This window comes from Psychrilyobacter sp. (assembly GCF_037132775.1).
Taxonomy (GTDB): Bacteria; Fusobacteriota; Fusobacteriia; order Fusobacteriales; family Fusobacteriaceae; genus Psychrilyobacter.
Genome location: NZ_JBAHZY010000013.1, coordinates 1 through 19,422 on the forward strand (window position 1 = coordinate 1; position 19,422 = coordinate 19,422).

A 19,422-nucleotide genomic window follows, 5' to 3' on the forward strand; every position below is an offset into this window, starting at 1 on the left:
TGCAGGATTTAAAGAAATAGAAAAAAACTTGAATGTTGATGTTTACTTCTGTAATCCTTATTCGCCGTGGGAAAAAGGTAGCAATGAAAATTTTAATGGAGTGTTGAGACAAACATATCCAAAGGGAACAGTTTTTTCAGCAATACCAGATGATGAGTTAGAAAGAACTGTAGAAAGAATTAGAAATAGACCGCGAAAAGTATTAAATTATTTTACTGCAAATGAAGTTTCCTTGAAAATATGTGGTGGTGTGCTTGACAAGACTCGCCGCCATTAATGTAAAGAGGGAAGCCATGGATTTATTTTTTAGTACTCTTGCAAGTGCAACTGGTGGAATAATTACACTTATTATATCTATAAAAAAGTAGAAAGTATTTGTCTATAAATAGGTCAAAAAAAAGATGAAAAACAAGTAAAAATAGGTTGATTGTTTTATAACTTAGGAGTATTATTCATATATATATATATATATAAGGGGTGATAACTATGAAAAAAAAGAATTTAGATGAGATGTCGGGGAAAAAATGGAGTGGTGGGATAACAAAGGAACTTTATAGAGATATAGAAAATTTTAATATAAGAATATCCAGTGCATCTATAGAACCTGGATCGAGTAAGTTTTCAGACTTTACCAGGTATAGGAGGATCTTAATAATACTTGAAAATGAAGTTAGATTAACTTAGGAGGAGAGAACTGATAGATCTGCGTGAAGGTGATATTTTTTCCTTTGATGGGAAGGATGAAATAAGATCTGAAAATGAAAAAAAAGTTCTAGACTTTAATTTGATATGGGATCCTCTAAATGTAGATGTAAATTTAAATAAAATCCATGGAGAAAATGATTTGTTTACCAGTAAAAAAATCTTTATATTCTCTATGAATAAGGGATCAAATCTTAATCTTAATAACAGAGATTATACTTTGGATAAGTATGATTTCATAGAAATACTGGATAGAGAATATAAAGATATTAAACTTAAAGGAGAATTCATACTTATAGATTGGAAATAACATTATTTTTTTGCCTATTTTAAGTATAAGTTTTGTATAGATGTGGTATATTTTATATAGACTATATTGGATTATAGAAAAAATAGAAAACGGGGGATAAGAAATGTCAAAATTAGTAGAAAGATTTATAAATTATGTGAAGTTTGATACAAAATCAGATGAAAACTCAGCTACATGTCCAAGTACAAAAAAACAATTGAAATTGGCTGTTTTTTTAAAAGATGAGATGATTGGGTTGGGACTAGAAGATGTAACGTTGGATGAGAATGGATATCTAATGGCAACACTGCCTAGTAATAGCGATAAAGATATTCCAACTTTTGGATTTATAGCACATATGGATACTGCACCTGCATTTTCAGGGAAGGATATAAGACCTAAATTTGTAGATTATGAGGGTGGAGATATAGTATTGAATGAAGAAAAAAATATAGTACTGTCTCCTAAAGATTTTAAGGAGTTAGATTCATATATAGGGGAAACTCTTATCACAACTGACGGAACTACCCTTTTAGGAGCAGATGACAAGGCTGGTATTGCTGAAATATTAACAGCTATGGAATATTTGATGGATCATCCTGAGATAAAACACGGGAAGATCAGGATAGGATTCACACCCGATGAGGAGATAGGAAGAGGAGCAGATCTATTTGATGTAGAAAAATTTGGAGCTGAATTTGCCTATACTATCGATGGGGGAAGATTGGGAGAGGTAGAATATGAAAACTTCAACGCTGCAAGTGCTGTGATAAAGATAACAGGTAGGAGCGTACATCCAGGGACAGCCAAAGATCAATTAATTAATGCTCTTCAAGTAGGAATAGAACTTCATAATTTATTGCCAGTAAACCAGCGTCCTGAATTTACAGAAGGATATGAAGGGTTTTATATGTTGTCTGAGATGAGCGGCGATATATCAAGTGCAAAATTAGCTTATATTATCAGAGACCACAATATGGAAAAATTTACAGAAAAGAAAGAATTTATATGTCAAGCAGTAGAACTGTTGAATAAAAAATATAATAACGCTATTGAGTTAGAACTTACGGATAGTTATTATAATATGAAGGAGAAGATAGAAGAAAAAATGGAAGTCTTTGATATAGCTCGTGATTCTATTATCGAATTAGGAATAGAACCTGTTATAAAACCTGTTCGAGGTGGAACAGATGGAGCTAGATTATCTTATATGGGGTTGCCATGCCCGAATATATTTACAGGAGGACACAATTTTCATGGTCAGTATGAATATATACCTGTGTCATCTATGGAAAGAGCTGTAGAGGTGATAGTTAAGATCAGCGAAAATATTGGTAAAAGATAGAGTGATTATATCAAATAACCATCTAAAGAATTCCTTTTAAGGGGTTCTTTTTTTTCAAAATGGTTAAAAGGTGTATCTTAATAATAGTATTTCTTGAAAGGAGGGTGAAAATTAGGTATAATAGTTAAGTTAGAGTCAAAAAAATTATAGACAAAAGAACAATTAGGATTAGAATAATAAGTTAGGGGGGATAGATGAAAAAAATATCTTTTAGGAGGATACTTCCATCCAGAATTTTAGTGCTGTCATTTATAGTTATAATATTAATAGGTACATTTTTTTTATCGCTACCTATTGCGGTAAATAAAGGGCAGGAGATAAGTATTTTGACTGCATTATTTACAGCCACGTCTGCAGTTTCGGTTACAGGTCTTACATTGGTTGATGTGAGTATGATATTTAGCCCCTTCGGGAAAGCGGTAATATTAATACTCATTCAACTAGGTGGACTTGGAATAATGACTTTTTCAACCTTGATATTTACCCTAATAGGGAAACAAATAAGCTACCATGAGAGAAAGATATTAAAGGAGGATCTCAATTCTTATACGATTGGGGGAATAATAAAATTTTTAAAACGAATAGTTTTGATAGTGGTAGGGATAGAGATCATAGGAGCTATTTTTTTAACTTTAGGATTCTCAAGCACTATGCCATTAAAAAAAGCAATGGTATATGGGATATTTCATTCAGTATCTGCTTTTTGTAATGCTGGGTTTTCACTTTTCTCCGATAGTATAGTTGAATATTCGAGTAATATAACGGTGACCCTTACTATTTCAATCTTGATATCTTTAGGTGGAATTGGATTTGCAGTTATTAACTCAACTATAAACTACTATAAAACAGGAAAAATCAGATATAATTTAACTTCTAAATTAGCACTTTATATCAGTTTTTTTCTAACTTTTGGTGGAGCTATAGTATTTTTTGTGTTTGAGAGAAGTAATCCTGGAACCATTGGTAACATGGGGATAATAGATGCATTGAATAACTCTTTTTTTCAAAGTGTAACCACCAGAACAGCTGGATTTAACTCTGTCCCTATGGAAAATTTAAGACCTTCAACAGTGTTCTTATTTTTGATATTGATGTTTATAGGTGCTTCCCCTGGTTCTACAGGTGGTGGGTTAAAGACTACAACTTTTGGAATGATAATGTTTTATGTGATGGTAATACTCAGAAATGAAAAAGATCTTGTTATATCTAACAGGCGTGTTCCGTGGGAGATATTACACAGAGCTATGACTATCTTGATAATATCTATATTATATATTACTATGGTAGTATTTTTGATACTTATAACAAATGAGATGACTTCTGTAAAAGATATAGCGGATGCCATTTTGCAAGGATCCATACAAGGTAATGCCATGGTACAAACGAACGGATTGACTTTGGATAAGGTTATCTTTGAAGTTATGTCAGCCTTTGCAACAGTAGGGTTATCACAGGGAATAACAGCAGATTTAAATATATTTGGAAGAATCTTATTAATCTTGACTATGTTGATAGGAAGGGTTGGGCCTCTTACGTTTATGCTGGCATTCAGTGAAAAAATTAAGGTGAGAACTTATAAATATCCAGAGGAAAATATACTGATAGGATAAATTAATTTAGAAAAGAATCTAGGAGTTGAGATAGATATGAAAAGCTATTTAGTTATAGGCTTAGGTAGATTTGGATCGAGCATTGCACAGACACTTTACGAAGCTGATAGTGAGGTTTTGGCAATAGACACAAATGAGGAGCTGGTCCAGGAAGCTATAAATAATAATATAATAGATAATGCCCTGATACTGGATGCAACCGATGAAAATGCATTGAAGGAGATCGGGGCAAGTAATTTTGATGTAGCGTTTATAGGAATAGGAAGTAATATCCAGGCAAGTATCATGACAACCTTAAACTTAAAAGAATTAGGTATTAAAAAAATTATAGCAAAGGCAGTCACCAAGAGTCATGGGAAAGTATTAAAAAAAATAGGCGCTGATGAGGTGATATATCCAGAAGAATATATGGGTCATAAGATAGCTATGCTGGCTATGGAACCTAATATGATGGAACATCTAAGATTTTCAAAGAATTTCTTGTTAGTAGAATTTAAAGCTCCTGCATCATTTTTGGGTAAAAATTTGATGGAATTAGCTTTAAGAGATTCATATAATATCAATATAATAGGTATAAAGAAAAGTGATGGAGAATTGAATCCGAGCCCCAGAGCAACAAGTGTAATTGAAAAAGGTGATACACTCTTAGTTATCACTGATTCTAAAACAGCAAGAGAATTAGAAAATTTAAAGTAAAGGAGGAGAAAATAATGCATAAATTTGATGTGATAGTAGTAGGAGCAGGACATGCAGGTTGTGAAGCAGCCTTAGCATCTGCAAGAATGGGAATGAAAACCGCAATATTTAGTATAACTTTGGATAATATAGGAGTAATGTCATGTAATCCATCTATTGGAGGGCCTGCTAAATCTCATTTAGTAAAAGAGATAGATGCTCTCGGAGGAGAGATAGGAAGAAATATAGACAAAACTTTTGTACAAATAAGAGTGTTAAATACTAAGAAAGGACCAGCTGTAAGATCTTTACGTGCTCAAGCTGATAAACAAAGCTATCATATGGAGATGAAAAAAACTATAGAGAATACCGAGAATCTAGATTCTATTCAAGGTATGGTAACTGACTTAGTGGTAGAGGAAAATAAAGTTGTAGGAATAAAGACACAAGAAGGAGTAACTTATTCTTCTAAGACAGTTATAATAGCTGTCGGAACATTTATGAGAGGTCTTATCCATATTGGTGATAAAAAGTTTCAAGGTGGAAGGATGGGAGAAATGGCGTCAAATGATCTGCCTCTATCTTTAGAAAAAATAGGGTTAGAGTTGGGAAGGTTTAAAACAGGGACTCCTCCAAGAATTGATTTTAGAAGTATGAACTTTGACAGGTTAGAAGAGCAGCCGGGGAATTTAGATCTACTTCTAAAATTTTCAAGTAGAACTTTAGATAAAGATGTAGAAGGGAGGCGTCAAATCCCATGTTATATAACATATACAAACCCAGATGTACACAATGTGATAACTCAGAATAAATCTAAATCGCCGTTATTTAATGGAACTATTGAGGGAACAGGTCCGAGATATTGCCCATCTATAGAGGATAAGGTATTTAGGTATCAAGAGAAGGAAAGACATCATCTATTTTTAGAAAAAGAGGGGTATGGAACCAATGAAGTCTATATAAGTGGTTTTTCAACTTCACTGCCTGCAGAAGTTCAAGAGGAAATGGTGAAAAATATCTATGGGTTAGAAGATGCAAAGATCATGAGATATGCCTATGCAATAGAATATGACTATGTATTACCAGAAGAATTACAGTATAGTTTAGAAACTAAAAAAATAGAAAATTTATTTTTAGCAGGACAAATAAATGGAACCTCTGGATATGAAGAGGCCGCTGGACAGGGTCTTTTGGCCGGAATGAATGCAGCGAGAAAATTACAGGGGAAGGATCCTATCATATTAGATAGAGCTGATTCATATTTGGGAACTTTAGTAGACGATCTAGTGACTAAGGGAACCAATGAGCCCTATAGAATGTTTACAGCTAGAAGTGAATACAGACTCCTCCTTAGGGAAGATAATGCTGATCTTAGACTATCAAAGATAGGTTATGAAGCAGGATTGTTAGATGAAGCAACCTATAACCTAGTAGAAAAGAAAAAAATAGATGTTTTAGAGATCATAGAAAAATTATCTTTAAATGTAGGATCTAGTAATGAAAGGATTGGAGAGGTACTGATTAAAAAAGATAGTGGAGATCTAAAATCTGGAACTACCTTATTAGAACTATTAAAAAGACCTAGACTAGACTATAAAGATATTAAATATATTGCTGAAATTATAGATGGATTTGAACTAGGGGAATATCCTGAAGACACTGAATATCAGGCAGAAGTTCAGGTCAAGTATGACGGGTATATTAAAAAATCACTAAAGATGATAAAAAAACATAAGGCTTTGGAAGAAAGATTGATTCCTAAAGATTTTGACTATGATATAATAAGCGGAATAACCGGAGAAGCTAAGGAAAAATTAAATGAAAAAAACCCTTTAAATATAGGACAGGCCTCTAGAATTTCCGGGGTATCTCCAGCAGATATCTCGGTATTGCTTATGGTTTTAAAAATAAGAGGTGACAAATAGGATGAAAGGATTTTTTAAAGAAGGCCTTAAAAAAATAGGTTTGGAATTGGACAAAGCTACAGTAGACATGTTATTAGAGTATGGAAACTTATTATTAGAAACCAATAAACACACAAATTTGACAGCTATTAGAGATGAAAAAACCATGTATGAAAAACATTTCTTAGATTCTTTATTATTACAAAATAAACTGCCTTGTGGTGTGAAAAAAGCCATGGATATAGGGACAGGAGCAGGATTCCCCGGGATGGTATTAGCTATTGCCAATCCCAATATAGATTTCACTCTGATGGATTCTGTAAGTAAAAAAACAAAATTTTTAGAGATGGTAGCAGAAAAATTGAATCTATCCAATGTAGAAGTGGTAAATATGAGAGCGGAAGACTATATAAAGTTAGAGGACAAGAGGGCAATCTATGATTTAGGATTATGCAGGGGAGTATCAAAATTTAATGTGATACTAGAATATATGGTTCCTTTTCTAAAGGTAGGAGCTACATTTTTAGCCCAAAAAATGGATTATCAAGAGGAGTTAGAATACTCGAAAAATGCGTTTGAGATATTAAACAGTAGAATAGTAAAGGTTGATGAGTTGAAATTACCATTTTGTGAAGATATTAGATATATATTTGAGATAAAAAAGATGGCAGAGACAGATAAGAAATATCCAAGAAGAGCAGGTATACCACTAAAAAGACCACTATAATAATCAAATTTTAAAAGAAGGTTTTTAAATTTTAAAAGGGGGGAGCTATGAACAAACTTATTAGAAAATACCGAAAAAGCTTTGTCGCTTCCTCAATACTAATTTTAATGTTAATAACTATTCCATTATATGTTACCGTTAAAAATAACTTTGATCGAATAGTAGACATGTCTTTAAAATATTTTTTAGCTGATATCTCCCACACAACCTTGGATTTTTCCACATTTGGATTGATCGTAGTAAATGATGCAGTATTAAAAGATGATAAGGGGATCACCATACTTTATGCTCCTAAGCTTATTCTACGATACTCTATAAAAGATCTCTTGAGGGGTAAAATTACAGAGATCAGTGCGAAAAACCCTTATTTATATATCGCAGTAGATAAAAATAGAGATATAAATATAGTGGATGTTTTTTCTAATGGAAGTCCCAAGACTCCTAGAACTTCTAAAAACCCTAAAAAAGCAGGAACAGGAGTACCGATAGATATTATCACAGTGACAAATGCTAGGTTGTTATTTCAGGATAATTATTATGAAAATCCCATAAATAAATTTGTAGATAATCTAGAGGGATATGTTAGTTTTGACAAGGCTCATGGGATCGATCTGAAGTTTTATAATACTGTAGGTGATGAGATGGTAGAATATTCTTTTACTAACTATGAAAAAGATTATTCTATGACCATCAAATTAAAAAATGGAAGTATAGACCAAGACCTTATGCAATATGCCTATGTAGATGAATACACAAATTATTTAGGGGGGAAAGCAGAGCTAGATCTAACCATAGATAGTGATGGCCTATGGGGAGATGCTTATCTGTCTGAAGCTAGTTTTTATACTGATGCATATGACGGGGTGGCAACAGATATCCATGGGGGAGTGGAATTTTTAGGAGATAGGATAAAATTAAAGTTAGATGGTAAGATGGCAGAAAAAGATGTTAATTTCTCCTTGGAATATCGTCCAAATGGTGTAGAAATGGACATAACAGCCAGTGACCTGAATAAAAAAGATATAAAAAGAGTCACCTTATTAGATGATACTCTGAAAAAAAAAATAGATGACTTAGGAGATTTCAATGTTTCATATCTGAGATTAAAGTTTAGTTTTGATGAGGAATTCAACCTGACTTTAGATAACTACCTGAGGTTAGATACCTTAAATATTAAAGGTACAGAGGTAAAAGATCTCAAAGGAAGTATAATTTTATCCGAAGATCAGGTGAAATTAAAAGATCTTAGATTCTTTTGGGACTATGACGGGACTGAAGGATACACCCTGCTGAACGGTTCTTATGAAAATGAGGTTTTAAATCTGAATTTTAATATTTTAAACAGGAAAAGTCCTTTAAAATTAAAAGAATTAAGCGGTAATCTCAAATATGATTTAAATAGTGAAAAAATTGATTATACCCTCTATTCAGATATATTGAAGATAGGTGGTGAGATTGATCTAGGGAAAAAAACATTTGGGATTTCAAGTATAGGAACTAAAGATGTAGAGATAGAATATAAGGGTGAATATTATTCCACTAAAAATAACGTTAAAGTGATCTATGATTATGCCAATAAAAATTTGATTCTAGGGCAGGGTGAGGTAGAAATAAAAGAAAAAGATTCTTTGAGATCTTTAAGTTTGAATTTTACCAATGATGGCAATAGGATCTATTTTAATAAGATAGATTTATTTTATAATGAGTTACAGCTGTCTGCAAATGGTTATTTAGATATAGATGATCTCTCTTATAATTTTGCTTATACAGGAAAAAATTTGAAAGTTGAAAACTTTATCTCTATTGATAACTTAGAAACAGGGATAGATTTTGATGGTACTTTTATAGGGGAAAAACAATTTTTTTCCTGGATTTCTAATTTAGATAGCAAAACTGGTAGATATGATATTTCCTATAAAGATATTCATGGAAGACTAAAGATAGTTAATAATAGTGGACTTGCTGCAGACTTCGATGGCTATTTAGGAGAACTGTCCTATGATAACGTGAAGTTTAAAGACTTCAAGGTGGGGTTAAATTATAAAAATGGAGTTTTTAAGGTCTTAGAAGTGAGAAATAATCTTTTGACAATTGAAGGGGACTATAATATAATTAATCAAACCTTAGACTTTGACTATAAGATAAGGGGAATAAAAGAAAACAAGATGAAATTACTAGAAAAATATGGGATTAAGATGGATTTAGAGGAGGTCGATGGAAGCCTAAAGGGCGACTTGGAAGATTTTAAAATTAACCTTTATTCAACAAATGCCTGGGTTCAATATAATGATTTACCAAAGATATATTTAAAGGGGAAAATCCGGTTTTATAACCAAAATATTTTTTTTGATGGGTTCAAAATCGATGAAAATAACATCAACGGATATTACGATATCTCTTCAAATAAATTTAGATTAAAGGTGAATTTACTTGAAAATAATTTGGCAGAATATTATGGGGATGTAAATTTAAAATATCGCCTTACAGGAGAAGTTGTCTTGTGGGGGACACCAGATAACATTAGTGGAGTTTTTAATGTTTTTGCAGATAATGTCTATCTGCGAGGAAGAAAATTGCCGAATATAAAGATGATCTCTACTTATAAAGGGGGGGACTTAGATAAGTTAGATAAAAGCGGTCACATGGATATTAATGATATTACAATTTATTCTGACAAAGGAGATAAACTTTTAGGTGGAAGAGGATGGATTGATCTTAGCCAAAACAAACTTTCCTTTAAACTTAAAGATATTTTAAACATTGAAAAATTAAGGGAATATTCAAATACCCAAGATATAAATGGAAAGTTAAATGCTAAGGTCAATATAGATGGTGCATTTAATGATCTAAAATATGATCTTAAGATAGACAGTAATTTTATCCTTATTGATGGAAATAAGCTTGAAAACTTAAAGATAGATCTTCATGGTGATTTAAAAGAGTTGACACTAAAAGAATTGAGTTTGAGTTACCATAACAATAAACTCACCTCTCAGGGGAAGGTTGATTTTACAGATTTTGACTATAGTTTAAATATCAAATCCAATGAAATAGATCTTTCTTTTCTAAACATATTTTCTTTTTCTGAATATATAAACCAAATTAAGGGAATTGCTACTATAGATGTAGAACTAAACTCCAAAAATAATTATGGTGAATTTAAAATCAAAGATTTGTCAGCTGAAATGCCAAAATATGGAATTTTTATAGATAAGGTTAATACAGAGGTAGTTTTGGATAAAAAACTTGTGAAGATTGAGTATCTTAAGGGTAAGATAAATAATGGTGACATTAAGATGGAAGGTTATCTAAAAATACCTGAATTTAAGAGGATAAAAAATAAAGGTAGTCTGCTGTCTGATTTAGATTATAGACTTAATTTGATTTTAGACAATATGGATTATTCCTATCAAGATAAGATCAACTTGGTATTGAGCTCAAATGCAGTTTTTACTAAAAATAAGGTCACTGGTGATTTTATAATTAACAGTGGTGAAATTTTGGGGATCCCAGATGTAGAGGATACAAAAGTTTCCAAGATAGCTTCCCAGATTAAAGAGAAGAAAGTTATCAGAAAATCCAAAGAATTAGGTAGTGACTTTGAGATTAAAACTGTTGAAGATGAGGGACCTAGTATTGACATAGATATAAATTTAAAAACTGAAAATTCCATTAAATTAAAAATTTCAAAGTTGACCTATACTTCTCTTGTTGAAAATATACATGGAAATTTGAATATAGACGGGAATTTAAAGTTAAAAAATAAAGAGATAAGTTATAGTGGAATGGTCAGTATCGATGATGGGTCCGTTGTATTAAACAATAATTTATTTTATCTGAGTACTGCCATAGCAAAATTTATAAAAACTGAAGCTGAGTCTGTAAGTTTTCATCCAATAGTAGTACTAAGCGCAAACTCTACCATTGCAAATGAAGATGTATATATAAATATAAACGGTGAATATCCAGATTTACAGATCCAAATGAGCTCAGGTTCAGGATTAAGTTCAGATGAGATTGGATCGCTATTGGCTTTTCATAGTGTAAGTGATGAAAAAAGTACAAGTGTATTGATAAAAGATGTATTGGACAGGGAGATAAGTGATAAACTTTTTTCGCCTGTATCTGCAGAAATTGCCAGTGTGTTGAAGATAGAAAAATTTCAAATTTCGTCTGATTTAGTAGCATATGAGTATGAAGGTGGAACTTATAAGGATACAGGAACTTTAGGCTTAGGGGCATCGATAGAAGCTGAGAATCCGATATATAAAGATAAACTGTATTGGAAGGCTAAAGCTAGATGGGGATCATCTAAATATTATGATATTGTCACTGAGTACGATTTTGCTTTAGATCATAGAATAACAAAATACTTGTCGTGGGGTGGAGGAGTCGGTAAAATTCCAGAGGGTAGAGCAAAAACAGGAGAGACCCTTATTAACTACCATATTGATTTAAGTTGGAGAAAAAAATATAAAAATTTAGGGCAAATAATACTTAACATATTTTTACTTGGAGGAGAAGAATGAGAAAACAATTAATAATTTTATTAACATTTTTGATCTCATTGGTGAGTTTTTCCCTGGATTACGAAATATCTGGTATAGATATTAGAGGAAATCGGGAAGTACCAATGGAAGTTATCAAAGGCAATTTAAATTCTAAAGTTGGAGACAAATACTCTACGAACAACATGGTAAGGGATTATCAAAATATAAAAAACTTAGCATATGTGGATGACATAACTATATACCCTAAATTAAAAAATGATAAGATTGAACTTATCATTGAAATTAAGGAGAATAGAGATGCAGTGAACCTATTAAAAAAAGAAAACATCTTACCCATGTCTGAGAGGGTAAAGGTAGATAAATCTTTAATTATAAGTTCAATAGATATATTTGGAAATTTACATATTTCCAAAGAGGAAATTTTAGAGCAAATACCAATCAAAGTGGGTTCGTTTTTTTCTAAGGCAAAAATTCTAGAGGGACAGAGAAATCTTATTAATACCGGTTATTTTAGAGATGTAAATCCAGAGGTATATAAGTATGGTGAAGGAGTATCGGTACAATACAATCTAGAAGAAAATCAAATAATAACAGGAGTTAAAATTGAAGGGAATACTAAGTATTCAACAGATGAATTAATTGAATTAATTCAAACTGAGCCTGGAAATATATATAATATAAATACATTGAGAGATGATAAAGATAGGATTATTAAAAAATATCATGAAGATGGTTACACTCTGGCAAAAGTTATAAATATAGATATTAACAACAGTATGGAACTAGTTATAACTCTTGTTGAGGGGATTGTTCGTAACGTCGAGTATAAGAAGATGGTAACTAAGCAAAAAGGTGCTCGTAGACAATCCAATGATACTCTGTTAAAAACAGAAAATTTTATAATTGAAAGGGAATTAGAGATAAAAGAAGGACAGGTATTTAATAAAAAAGACTATGATCAAACGGTAAGAAACTTAATAAGAAGTGGTGCTTTTAAAAATATTCAACCTGAGTATAAGAATATTCCTGGAGATCCAGATGGTGTAAAAGTTGTGTTACTTATAGATGAGGAGAGAACGGCTATGCTTCAAGGTGCTATATCTTATGGTTCGGCAGTAGGAGTTGTAGGAAGTATTAGTATAAAAGATAGTAACTATAAGGGACGAGGACAAGACCTTGGATTTACCTTTGAAAAATCTTCGGAAAACTATACAAGTGCAAGCCTATCCTTTAGAGATCCGTGGATAAAAGATACAGATTTTGTATCATGGGGATGGAACCTATATAGGCAAGAAGATGAAGATAGTGAAACTTATGATCATTATTCTAGCACTATCCATGGAGGTACAATTTCCATTGGTAAAGGTCTCAACAGATACTTAAGATTTGAACTGGGACTTAAATTAGAGAGAGTTTCAGAAGAAAACGAAGATGGGGAGAGTTCACAGGACTATAACTATGTGAGTGTAACACCATCAGTTATATATGATACTAGAAATAACTATCTAGATCCTACAACTGGTAAATATGCTAAATTTAGTGTAGAAGTAGGTCATTATTTGGGAACCGAAGTAGGAAGCGTCTATGAAAATAATCCAGGAATCAATGGAGATGATGAAGCTTTTGCCAAGGCTACCTTGGAACTTAGAAAATATCATCAAGGATTATTCAAAGGAAATACTATGGCCTATAGAATGGTCGCTGGAATGGGTACAGACTCGTTGAAATATCAGCAACTATATGCTTCTGGTGGAGCCAACTCTATGAGAGGGTATCAATATGGATCCTTGAGAGGGCAAGATCAATTAATTTTTAATATCGAAAATAGAACACAAATAAATGAATTGCTAGGTCTTGTTTTCTTCTATGATATCGGTAGATCTTGGTATCATGGAAACAGTGAAGATAAATTTATGGAGAGATCCAAGGGTGATTTTCCGGATGATATGAAGCAATCAGCAGGTGTGGGAATTAGAATAAGAACACCAATTGGTCCAATTAGACTGGATTTTGGATTCCCAGTAGGAGATTCTGAAGAAAATGGAATGCAATTCTTCTTCAACATGGGGCAGATGTTTTAAATAAAATATTAAAATAAATGGGAGTGAAGATAATGAAAAAAATATTAACACTAGTAATGGCAGTAAGTATGTCGGTATCAATCTTTGCAGCTAAGATAGCTACTGTAAATACACAAAAAGTATTTCAAGGATACTCAAAAACACAAGCTGCTAAAACAAAATTAGAAGCTGCTAAAACAAAATTAGAGGGGCAATTAGCAGTTAAAGCTAAAAACTTAGAAAAAATAGCTAAAGAGTTAAATGCGAAAGGTGATAAAGTAACCTTGGCTGAAAAAGATAAATTTCAAAAACAACAGATGGAATTTGGAAAAGAGCGTCAAGCACTTCAACAGAAATTGGGAAGATTAGAATATGAAGAGATGGGGAGTATACAAGCTGAGATAAAATCAGCAATTAAGCAAGTAGCTAGAAAAAATAAATATGAGATTGTTATTGAAGAGGGCGCTGTATTATATGGCGGAAAAAATATAACAGCAGAAGTATTAAAAGTATTGGAAAGTTCAAATAAAATAAAATTATAATGATATTAGGAGGAGTTTATGTATAATTTAGAAAAATTATCAACTCTTCTTGGTGGAAAAATTAAGGGGGATAGAGTTCAGGAAATTACTGGGCTTGCTCCCTTTTTTCAAGCCAAGAAAGGAGAGGTGACATTTGCAGCAGAAGATAAATTTTTAATGAAATTAGAAAAAACCGATGCAACAGTATTAGTGGTTCCTAAATTAAAGGAATATCTGCTTGATAAAACATATATAGTTGTTGAAAAAAATCCTAGAGAATTGATGCCCTTGTTATTAAAATTCTTTAAAAAAGAGGTGATATTTCCCATAAAAGCCATAGAAGATAGTGCGATAATAGGAGAGAGGGTAAAGATAGCTCCCAATGTCTATATAGGACATGGAGCAAAGATAGGTAATGATGTAATACTACATCCAAATGTTTATATAGGGCAAGATGTAGTGGTAGGAGATGGATCTATCATCTATCCCAATGCAGTGATTAGAGAGTTCTGTATCCTAGGGAAAAATTGTATTTTACAACCCGGTGCTATAATTGGATCCGATGGATTTGGATATACCAAGGTTGACGGAAACAATATAAAGATAGAACAAATTGGCAGGGTGATTTTGGAAAATGAGGTAGAAATTGGAGCCAATACTACTATAGACCGGGGAGCTATTGGAGATACAATTATAAAAAAATACACTAAAATTGATAACCTGGTACAGCTAGGACACAATGGAATAATTGGGGAAAATTGTTTTATTATCTCCCAGGTAGGAATAGCTGGAAGTACTGAGGTAGGAGATAATTGTACCTTGGCAGGACAGGTAGGAGTAGCAGGGCATATTAAGATAGGAGATAATGTGGTTCTAGGAGCTAAGTCAGGAGTAACAGGGAATATATCTTCTAATCAAATCCTTTCTGGAAATCCACCGGTAAGTGTAAAGGAACATTTAAAGATAAAGGCTAGTCTAAAAAAATTACCAGAATTAGTAAAAAAAGTAAAAAGATTGGAAAAAAATTAAAAAATAAAGCTAATATAATTTTTTTAAACAAAAAGACACTCTTTTGGGTGTCTTTTTGTCTAATAATATTGCGTTTTATACTAATTAGTAGTATAATTTTTTTATGAAAAATTATAATGAAAAAGAGATGAGAAATTTGAAGTTATTGGTGACTTTATCTAGGTGTAACTCCTCTGTTAATAGCAGAATATATCCCAAGATTAAGGAGGAGGGTTTAACAGAAACACAATTTTCGGTATTAAATTTAATCTATCATAAGGGGAAATTTAATATTAAAGAGATCATTGAAAAGACATTTTCAAGTGGTGGAACCATGACAGTGGTGGTAAATAATCTATTGAAGGAGGGTTATATTAAAAAGGAAAGATCTGAAATAGACAAAAGACAAATACTTATTAGTATTACTTCTAAAGGTATGAATCTATTGGAATATATTTTAGGAACCCATGTTAAAAATTTAAAAAATACCTTCGATGTATTGACAGACACAGAAAAAATGATTCTAACTGAATTATTAAAAAAATTAGGGAAGGGTAAAGTGGATGAAGAAAATTAATAAACAGCTTAAGAAAGAAGCAATAATAACAGTGATCCTATACCTCATATATTTTGTATGGTGGTATAGTTTTGCATATGGTTTAGGAGATGTAGATCCAAAAGATTATAAATATATCTTAGGTTTACCAGAATGGTTTTTTTATTCCTGTATTTTAGGATTTTTGATGATAACGACTTTATTATGGCTTGCCATAAGGTTATTTTTCAAAGAAATAGATTTAAAAGCATATGAAAAAAATACAGGGAGAGAAGGATGGAAAAAATAAAATTAATATTACCCCTAATGATATATCTAGGAATAACTTTGTATATTGCATACTATAACAGCCCAAGAAGGAAAAAAAGTAAAAATTTTACCAACGAATATTTTATAGGGAACAGAAGTATGGGAGGATTTGTTTTAGCCATGACTGTTATTGCAACCTATACTGGTGCTAGCTCCTTTTTAGGAGGGCCAGGAGTAGCATATAAGTTAGGTCTAGGGTGGGTGCTTTTAGCTTCTATCCAAATACCTACTGCATTTTTAACTCTTGGGATATTGGGAAAAAAATTGGCTATTATCTCCAGAAAAATTGATGGAATAACAATAAATGATTTTCTGAGAGCAAGGTATCAAAATAAATGGGTAGTAATATTATCTTCAATAGCCATTTTATTATTTTTTATGGCCTATATGGTTGTCCAAGTAATTGGAGGAGCTAGATTATTTGAAGTTTTAACAGGTCTGGACTACACTATAGGTTTAGTTATTTTTGGATTTGCAATAATATTTTATACTGTATTCGGCGGATTTAAAACTGTGGCTATAACTGATGCTGTTCAATGTGTTATAATGCTAATAGCTAGTATAATTCTATTTTGGATTTTGAAAGAAGCCGGTGGTGGAATGAGAAATATCATGAAGACCATCTATGAAATAGACCCGGATTTGTTGACTCCCAGCAGTGGAGGTGCTATAACAAAACCATTTATTATGTCATTTTGGGTGTTGGTGGGAGTAGGCCTACTGGGCTTACCTCAGACTACCATAAGATGTATGGGATTTAAAGATAGTAGAGCACTCCATAGAGCCATGGTTATTGGAACCTTTGTAGTTGGCTTTTTAATGATAATGATGCATCTAATTGGAGTTATGGGGATAGCTATCATGCCTAATGAACAGCTAGGAGATAAGGTGATTCCAATCTTAGCTATTAGAAATTTATCTCCAGTGTTATTAGGAGTTTTTATAGGAGGACCATTAGCGGCAATTATGTCTACTGTGGACTCTCTTTTGATCCAGACCAGTTCTACCATAGTAAAAGATATCTATATAAATTATATAGCTGTGGAGATAGATGAAAAAAAATTAAGAAGGATATCCCTATGGACAACTTTAATTATGGGTGTTATGGTATTTGCACTAGCTTTTCACCCCCCTGAATTTATAGTCTGGCTTAATTTGTTTGCCCTAGGAGGGTTGGAAGCAGTCTTTATGTGGCCTATATTACTGGGGTTGTACTGGAGAAAAGCTAACTCTACGGGAGCTCTCCTCAGTATGGGAATGAGCCTTATGGTATATGTTGGTATGACTGTTTTAAAAATTAAATTTTTTGGGCTGCACCAAATAGTACCTACAATAGTAGTGGGAGGGACAATGTTTGTCATAGGATCATATTTAGATAAATCTAGCCCAGAGGAACATTTAGAAATATTTTTTGGATAAAAAAGGTTTAAATTTAGGAGGTTAAAGTGGAAATAAAATTAAAAAAGATAAAGATAAAGATAGATATAGAAAAAGATGATTTAATAAAGTTTAATGAGATAGAGTTTGCAAGATTGGTAGAGGGATCATTCCATGAATGGACTCGTCTTGATGAAAAAACAAATAAAATCAATTGGTCTGGTGAATTTATAATAGAGAATGAAGACGGAGATTTTGACTATAAGGTAGACACTGAAAAAAAATATATAACTAGTTTGGATTTGGATGGGTTTTTAGACGGCGAAAAGATAGACTTAGACGAGGATACGGAACTCCTATTCAGTTCAAATCACTCCTATATCTATGAACTTTTGGTGTTTCATGAGATCTCAAAAGTAAAGGTGATTTCGGATATAAAGTTAAAAGCTGTGGAACTATCTCTATTCCCGAAATGGGCAAGTGGCTATTTGGCTGACAATTTAGAAGATAATAAAATAATTCATGAATTTATGGAAATATTTGAACCCCTTATGAATGAATTTGAGATAGTGAAAAAGATAGATATAGATTTGGGAAATATTCAAGTGGAATATGAAGATAAAAAAATAAGTGAAATATTTAAAAAAAGTATAAAAGAATATATAAAAAAAGAAATATTTTTTATAATACATGACAGTGAATATAGAAATCTTTTACCGAAACTAGAGATAAATAGGCTGATCGCAGCAGGACATAAATTTAATCCTGACTTGGAAGAAGTTGAAATATATAGTTAATTATAATAGGTACAAAAATAAAACTAGTTTAAAGTGTTGACTTTTCCCTAAAACTGTCGTAAAGTTTAGTATATCAATACGGAGGTGTTTAGATTTGAGTAATAATATTACATTTGGAGGAAAACCATTAACATTAATAGGTAAAGAGATCAAAGTAGGGGTAAAAGCACCAAATTTTACAGCTTTAAAAACAGACTTATCACCATTTAGTCTGGAAGAATTAAAGGGAAAAGTAGTTGTAATCTCAGTTATGCCGTCAGTAGATACACCAGTGTGTGAACTACAGATAATCAGATTTAATACAGAAGCTTATGAACATGGAAATATCAATGTGATTACTATCTCGGTAGATCTGCCATTTGCTTTGGGGAAGTTTTGTGCAAATAAAGGGGTAGATACAGCAATGACTCTTTCAGACCATAAAGATTTAGACTTTGGAATGAAATATGGATTTGTTTTGGAAGAACTAAGACTTTTATCTAGAGGTATTGTAGTTATAAGTAAAGATGGAATTGTAAAATATGTAGAATATGTACAAGAAGTTACAAGTCATCCTGACTATGATAAAGCAATAGATGTAGCTAAAGAATTGGTATAGAAAACATTTGAAATAAATTAAAAGTGGAGATTTTCTCCATTTTTTTTTGAATGAGATAGAAAGTAGAAGTTTTAACCTTAAACAAGAGGGGAGAAGAGATGAGAAAAAGAGGATTTACGTTAATAGAATTGTTGGTAGTAGTGGCCCTTATTGGTATCTTAGTAGGGATTGAGGAGTTTCCATAAAAAAACAAGCTGAATCTAGAACTATGTTAAGGGTGACAAATGAAATCGGAGATTTTTTTAGGGTAGCAGCCAAGAGATCTCTTGAAACAGGAAGGAGATATAATGTCGATTATGGTGGTCGTGTTTGTCAAACAGTTTATGAAAAAACTTAAGCAATTTTTTGAGTACCAAAATATACCTTAGCAGGTGTTTCATAATCTAAAGAACTATGTCCTCTATCGTTATTATAAAAATTAATATACCTTTTT

Annotated in this window: 16 protein-coding genes; all 16 read left to right on the top strand. The window is 32.1% G+C overall.

What is annotated here, in order from left to right:
- On the top strand, window positions 1-277 hold a 277-nt coding region (locus tag V5784_RS00765; RefSeq protein WP_336887142.1), incomplete at its 5' end, for an IS30 family transposase.
- 209 nt (window positions 278-486) lie between these two features.
- Complete coding sequence (locus tag V5784_RS00770) at window positions 487-684, top strand: HutD family protein (RefSeq protein WP_336887143.1); 198 nt, start codon at window positions 487-489, stop codon at window positions 682-684.
- 431 nt (window positions 685-1,115) lie between these two features.
- A complete protein-coding gene (gene pepT, locus V5784_RS00775; protein WP_336887144.1) occupies window positions 1,116-2,336 on the top strand; it encodes a peptidase T in 1,221 nt (406 codons plus the stop codon).
- 194 nt (window positions 2,337-2,530) lie between these two features.
- Window positions 2,531-3,946 carry a potassium transporter TrkG gene (locus tag V5784_RS00780; protein ID WP_336887145.1) on the top strand — a complete coding sequence of 472 codons (1,416 nt, stop codon included), beginning with the start codon at window positions 2,531-2,533 and terminating at the stop codon, window positions 3,944-3,946.
- A 36-nt stretch (window positions 3,947-3,982) separates the two neighbouring features.
- The gene (locus V5784_RS00785) at window positions 3,983-4,642 is read left to right on the top strand and encodes a TrkA family potassium uptake protein (RefSeq protein WP_336887146.1); all 660 of its coding nucleotides are present in this window, start codon (window positions 3,983-3,985) and stop codon (window positions 4,640-4,642) included.
- A 14-nt stretch (window positions 4,643-4,656) separates the two neighbouring features.
- Window positions 4,657-6,546 (top strand): tRNA uridine-5-carboxymethylaminomethyl(34) synthesis enzyme MnmG, encoded by a 1,890-nt coding sequence (mnmG, locus tag V5784_RS00790; RefSeq protein ID WP_336887147.1) that lies wholly within the window; start codon window positions 4,657-4,659, stop codon window positions 6,544-6,546.
- Between the two features lies 1 nt (window position 6,547).
- Window positions 6,548-7,252, top strand: coding sequence for a 16S rRNA (guanine(527)-N(7))-methyltransferase RsmG (rsmG, locus tag V5784_RS00795; RefSeq protein ID WP_336887148.1), 705 nt, complete (start codon window positions 6,548-6,550; stop codon window positions 7,250-7,252).
- Between the two features lie 47 nt (window positions 7,253-7,299).
- Window positions 7,300-11,781, top strand: a complete 4,482-nt coding sequence (locus V5784_RS00800) for a translocation/assembly module TamB domain-containing protein (protein WP_336887149.1) — start codon at window positions 7,300-7,302, stop codon at window positions 11,779-11,781.
- On the top strand, window positions 11,778-13,844 hold the full coding sequence (locus tag V5784_RS00805) for a BamA/TamA family outer membrane protein (protein ID WP_336887150.1): 2,067 nt from the start codon (window positions 11,778-11,780) through the stop codon (window positions 13,842-13,844). Before V5784_RS00800 ends, V5784_RS00805 begins: the two co-directional genes overlap by 4 nt.
- Window positions 13,845-13,876: 32 nt before the next feature.
- The gene (locus tag V5784_RS00810; protein WP_336887151.1) at window positions 13,877-14,365 is read left to right on the top strand and encodes an OmpH family outer membrane protein; all 489 of its coding nucleotides are present in this window, start codon (window positions 13,877-13,879) and stop codon (window positions 14,363-14,365) included.
- Between the two features lie 18 nt (window positions 14,366-14,383).
- Window positions 14,384-15,373 carry a UDP-3-O-(3-hydroxymyristoyl)glucosamine N-acyltransferase gene (lpxD, locus tag V5784_RS00815; protein ID WP_336887152.1) on the top strand — a complete coding sequence of 330 codons (990 nt, stop codon included), beginning with the start codon at window positions 14,384-14,386 and terminating at the stop codon, window positions 15,371-15,373.
- A 103-nt stretch (window positions 15,374-15,476) separates the two neighbouring features.
- A complete protein-coding gene (locus tag V5784_RS00820; protein WP_336887153.1) occupies window positions 15,477-15,929 on the top strand; it encodes a MarR family transcriptional regulator in 453 nt (150 codons plus the stop codon).
- Window positions 15,916-16,197 carry a YhdT family protein gene (locus V5784_RS00825; RefSeq protein ID WP_336887154.1) on the top strand — a complete coding sequence of 94 codons (282 nt, stop codon included), beginning with the start codon at window positions 15,916-15,918 and terminating at the stop codon, window positions 16,195-16,197. The genes V5784_RS00820 and V5784_RS00825 overlap by 14 nt, the downstream gene beginning before the upstream one ends.
- On the top strand, window positions 16,185-17,636 hold the full coding sequence (gene panF / locus V5784_RS00830; protein ID WP_336887155.1) for a sodium/pantothenate symporter: 1,452 nt from the start codon (window positions 16,185-16,187) through the stop codon (window positions 17,634-17,636). Before V5784_RS00825 ends, panF begins: the two co-directional genes overlap by 13 nt.
- A 26-nt stretch (window positions 17,637-17,662) precedes the next feature.
- Window positions 17,663-18,391, top strand: coding sequence for a hypothetical protein (locus V5784_RS00835; protein ID WP_336887156.1), 729 nt, complete (start codon window positions 17,663-17,665; stop codon window positions 18,389-18,391).
- A 94-nt stretch (window positions 18,392-18,485) separates the two neighbouring features.
- The gene (gene tpx / locus V5784_RS00840) at window positions 18,486-18,989 is read left to right on the top strand and encodes a thiol peroxidase (protein WP_336887157.1); all 504 of its coding nucleotides are present in this window, start codon (window positions 18,486-18,488) and stop codon (window positions 18,987-18,989) included.
- Window positions 18,990-19,422: the final 433 nt, after the last annotated feature.

What these genes read in the sequence shown, in the direction of transcription:
- V5784_RS00810 (WP_336887151.1), top strand. Translation starts at nt 13,877, where the DNA reads ATGAAAAAAATATTAACACTAGTAATGGCAGTAAGTATGTCGGTATCA.
- V5784_RS00780 (WP_336887145.1), top strand. Translation starts at nt 2,531, where the DNA reads ATGAAAAAAATATCTTTTAGGAGGATACTTCCATCCAGAATTTTAGTG.
- rsmG (WP_336887148.1), top strand. Translation starts at nt 6,548, where the DNA reads ATGAAAGGATTTTTTAAAGAAGGCCTTAAAAAAATAGGTTTGGAATTG.
- pepT (WP_336887144.1), top strand. Translation starts at nt 1,116, where the DNA reads ATGTCAAAATTAGTAGAAAGATTTATAAATTATGTGAAGTTTGATACA.
- V5784_RS00805 (WP_336887150.1), top strand. Translation starts at nt 11,778, where the DNA reads ATGAGAAAACAATTAATAATTTTATTAACATTTTTGATCTCATTGGTG.
- V5784_RS00820 (WP_336887153.1), top strand. Translation starts at nt 15,477, where the DNA reads ATGAAAAATTATAATGAAAAAGAGATGAGAAATTTGAAGTTATTGGTG.
- V5784_RS00770 (WP_336887143.1), top strand. Translation starts at nt 487, where the DNA reads ATGAAAAAAAAGAATTTAGATGAGATGTCGGGGAAAAAATGGAGTGGT.
- V5784_RS00825 (WP_336887154.1), top strand. Translation starts at nt 15,916, where the DNA reads ATGAAGAAAATTAATAAACAGCTTAAGAAAGAAGCAATAATAACAGTG.
- V5784_RS00800 (WP_336887149.1), top strand. Translation starts at nt 7,300, where the DNA reads ATGAACAAACTTATTAGAAAATACCGAAAAAGCTTTGTCGCTTCCTCA.
- panF (WP_336887155.1), top strand. Translation starts at nt 16,185, where the DNA reads ATGGAAAAAATAAAATTAATATTACCCCTAATGATATATCTAGGAATA.
- mnmG (WP_336887147.1), top strand. Translation starts at nt 4,657, where the DNA reads ATGCATAAATTTGATGTGATAGTAGTAGGAGCAGGACATGCAGGTTGT.
- lpxD (WP_336887152.1), top strand. Translation starts at nt 14,384, where the DNA reads ATGTATAATTTAGAAAAATTATCAACTCTTCTTGGTGGAAAAATTAAG.
- V5784_RS00785 (WP_336887146.1), top strand. Translation starts at nt 3,983, where the DNA reads ATGAAAAGCTATTTAGTTATAGGCTTAGGTAGATTTGGATCGAGCATT.